The organism is Lutibacter sp. HS1-25 (genome assembly GCF_004121075.1).
Classification (GTDB): domain Bacteria; phylum Bacteroidota; class Bacteroidia; order Flavobacteriales; family Flavobacteriaceae; genus Lutibacter.
On the sequence record NZ_RHLN01000044.1, the window covers coordinates 1 to 4005 of the forward strand.

3 protein-coding genes are annotated in these 4005 nt (G+C 32.5%); all 3 read right to left on the reverse strand.

Annotation, left to right across the window (positions count from 1 at the left end):
* The coding region (locus EC396_RS11820; protein WP_164975260.1) for a PD40 domain-containing protein at window positions 1-1386 on the reverse strand (1386 nt) is incomplete at its 3' end.
* A 20-nt stretch (window positions 1387-1406) separates the two neighbouring features.
* Window positions 1407-2330, reverse strand: a complete 924-nt coding sequence (locus EC396_RS11825) for a type IX secretion system membrane protein PorP/SprF (RefSeq protein WP_129366899.1) — start codon at window positions 2328-2330, stop codon at window positions 1407-1409.
* Between the two features lie 15 nt (window positions 2331-2345).
* Window positions 2346-3911 (reverse strand): gliding motility-associated C-terminal domain-containing protein, encoded by a 1566-nt coding sequence (locus EC396_RS11830; RefSeq protein WP_129366900.1) that lies wholly within the window; start codon window positions 3909-3911, stop codon window positions 2346-2348.
* Between the last annotated feature and the right edge of the window lie 94 nt (window positions 3912-4005).

Consider the following 4005-nt stretch of genomic DNA (forward strand, 5'->3'; position numbering starts at 1 on the left):
TTCTCCTGTAATAAAATAAGCCAACTCTTCACCATTTTCACGAGTTAAAATAACTTTAGCTCCACTAACAGGTTCATTGTTAACAGCATCAAAAATTTGTCCTTTTAAGGTTAAAGGAGGGATTCTTGTAAAAGCATAAATATCATCACCTCCAAGACCACCTTTTCGGTTTGATGAAATATACCCTTTAAAACCTTCATCATCTAGATAATACCCAAAATCGTCTTTTTTACTATTGATAGGCTCTCCTAAATTGATCACATTTACAATCTCATTATTTTCATTTGTAACTGCGGCAAAAATATCCATTAAACCCAAACCAATATGCCCATCAGATGAAAAGTATAAAACTCCATCTTTATGTAAAAAAGGAAATGCTTCATTACCCTCAGTATTTACTACAGCACCTAAATTTATAGGTTTTCCAAAGGTTCCATCTACATTTATATCACTAACATAAATGTCAGTTCCTCCATAACCACCTGGCATGTCTGATGAAAAATATAATTTTTTACCATCACTACTTAAAGCTGGGTGATATACAATATAGGCCGTATTGTTTAAACTAATTGGTTTTGAATTTTGCCATTTTCCATCAACAAAATCTGCTGTATAAATTCCTACCTGACGAATTTCTCTTCCATTAAGATCCATTTTTTCTTGATCAGAATTATTTCTAGAAAAATACATTTTTAAACCATCTGCACTAAATGTTGCAGGACCTTCGTGCAATGCGGTATTTACATCACCACTTAAAGGTGTTGCTTTTTCATTAGATCCATTTTCAATATTGGCTACATAAACATCAAGCAAAGGTTGTTTATCCCAAGCATACACTCTTTTAATAGCGGCTGCTTCATGTCTAGAAGATGCAAAAACCAATTGTTGATTAATAACATAGGCTCCAAAATCATTATATTTTGAATTAAAATTCACCTTATTTATGGTATTTTTTTCAACTGAATTAAAAATACCACTTGCTAAATCGTTGTTCTTAAAAAAATTCTTAACTATTGAACTCTCTTTATTACCAGCGTCTTTGTATTTCTTCATCCATTCTTTAGATGCATCGTAATCACCATTAGCTCTTAAAGTTTGAGCGTAGTATAAAAAATACTCAGAAGGCACATTTGGCTGTTGAACAACTTGAGCATAAATAGGTAGTGCCTTTTCTGGCTCTCTAAGCATAATATAGGCATCACCTAATTTACGTAACGCATAATCTTTATTAATATCTTTTTCAATCATTCTATCGTAAGTATCTATTGCACTTACAAATGAAAAGCCGTTAAATTGTCTTTCAGCTTTTTTCTCTCTTTGTGTTTGACCAAATACAGATGCATTTATTAAAATAAAAGCAATAAATAAAAGTGATATATGTCTCATGGTTTTCATTTTAAATTTGGTTAAAAATATCTAGGTGATTTCAAATTTTTCTTTGTAAACCTAAACTCATACATCAATAATATTTCTTGAGAACCTGATGTATATGGTCGTATTTCACCTGTTGGTACTTCATAAGTATATCCTATTCTAAATTGTTCAGTCACTTGAAAATCGACCAAAGCTCCAAAAGCTGCTTGTTTTCCATTTGCTCTGTAAGATGCACCTAACCATAATTTTTCATAGAATAAAAAATTAGCAGTTAGATCTGTTGAAATAGGAGCACCCTGTGTATATTTTCCTAATACTGAAGGTTTAAACTTAACATCTTGACCTAAATCAAAAACATAGCCACCAATTAAATAATAATGTACTTGTTCAAGTGCAGCATAATCAGTTTGATTGTTAACATCATGATTTATAAATCTTGGCATAGATAAACCAGCATACCATTTATCTGTATGGAAAAGTAATCCAGCTCCAATATTTGGATTCCATCTATCTAATCTTTCATCAAAATATGGATCTTGTCCAATTTCAACACCATTATACAATTCGTCTGCTAATTTATAATAAGTAGCTCCAGCTTTGATACCAAAGGCCAATTTAACAGACTCATTAAGATTAATGGTATATGAAAAATCTCCATATACATAGGTGAAATTTTCGTAACCCGCTTTATCATTTATTAACGATAAACCTAAACCTATTCGCTCATTTCTTAAAGGAGAATTGATAGAAAGTGTTTCAGTTTCAGGTCCTCCATTAAAACCAACCCATTGATTTCTACCCAAAGCAACAATGCTCATTACCCCTCTACTACCTGCATATGCAGGGTTAACAGCGATAGTATTATACATATATTGTGTAAACTGTGGTAATTGTTGCGCTTTAGAACTATTAATTCCTGCAATAAAAATTACTAATATTATAATTATACGTTTCATAGATTTAATTTAAAATTAGTTAGTTCCTAAATAGATATACCCAGTTATTGGTTTAAAACCACTACCAACTACATTTACAATATAATAATATGTACCTGTTGGTAAATCGGCTGATCCAATTGTTGGACCACCTCCTTCGTTATGACCTGACCAATTATTTTTATAATTATCCGATTCGAATACCAATTTACCCCAACGATTAAATATTTGAACAGCTGAAACAAATCCACAACCAGTTACATCTGATACTTCAAAGTAATCATTTATACCATCATTATTTGCAGTAACAACTTTTGAAATTTTTATAGTCTCTGGAGATTCACATGCCAAAACAACACAATCATCATTAACATTGATAGCTACAGTGTAAGATGATATACACGTATCATATCCTGATGTATAAGTGAAATGATAAACTCCAATACCCGCAAGTGTAGGATTAAATTCTGAATCACTTAATGCTCCAGAATTATCATCATCTGACCAAGAACCATTATCATTATTTGGTACTCCTGAAATTAAACTATATAAGTTTATTGAACCATCTTCAATACAAACATTGGCTTCATTTTCACCTCTTATTTTTAAAGGCTCTACACTAATAGTTTGTGTATACATCTTAGTATTGCCACATTCATCAGCTATAGTCCAAAGTCTAATTATTTGATAAGAACCATTAGTTCTAACATCAGTAACCGTTTGTTCAAAAGTGATCTGAACATTTGTACTGAAATTATCTGTAGCTACAACTTCTCCTGCTTCAGGAATCTCTGAACAAGATACCGTAATAGCACTAACTGGTGCACTTACAATTACTGGTGCTGTATTATCAACAACTGATATTGTTTGCTTGTATGAAATTAAATTATTAGAACAATCTTTAGTTGACCAAGTTCTAATTATTGTATAATTCCCTGAACAACCCTCACCTTGACCTGAAACAACTTCACTATAGTCTACAGCTAAATCATTACCGCAAGCATCTGTTGCTTTTAATTCAGCTGCTACAGGAATTTCATTAAAATCTACCGTTAAATCTTCAGGTAAATCTCCAGTAAATACAGGATCTACATTACTAACAATAGTAACTTTTTGATTATGAATTATTGTATTACCACAAGCATCAGTTGCTGTCCAAGTATTTATAACTTCTCCACTACAATTAGGTAACTCACTTTGAGTAAATACCACTACTGGGTTTGAATCACAAATATCACTTGCTGTTACATTTTGATTTCCAGGAACTTCAGAAACACAACTTACAATTATATCAATTGGCATTGCACTTAACTCTGGTGCAGTTGTATCTTCAACTTTGATGGTTTGTGTGTGAACTGTTGTCAAACCACAAGCATCTGTTGCTGTCCATGTTCTTTCTAAACTATAGCTTGATGGACAAGAGCCTGCTGTTTTAACTTCTTCAAAAGTTACCGTAGCTACTCCACAATTGTCTGTTGCTGTCAATACTTCTGCTGTTGGTACTGCATCACATTGTACTGTTATATTTACTGGCAATGTTTCTACAAACGCTGGTGCAGTTGTATCTTCAACTTTGATGGTTTGTGTGTGAACTGTTGTCAAACCACAAGCATCTGTTGCTGTCCATGTTCTTTCTAAACTATAGCTTGATGGACAAGAGCCTGCTGTTTTAACTTCTTGCTGTCAATACTTCTGC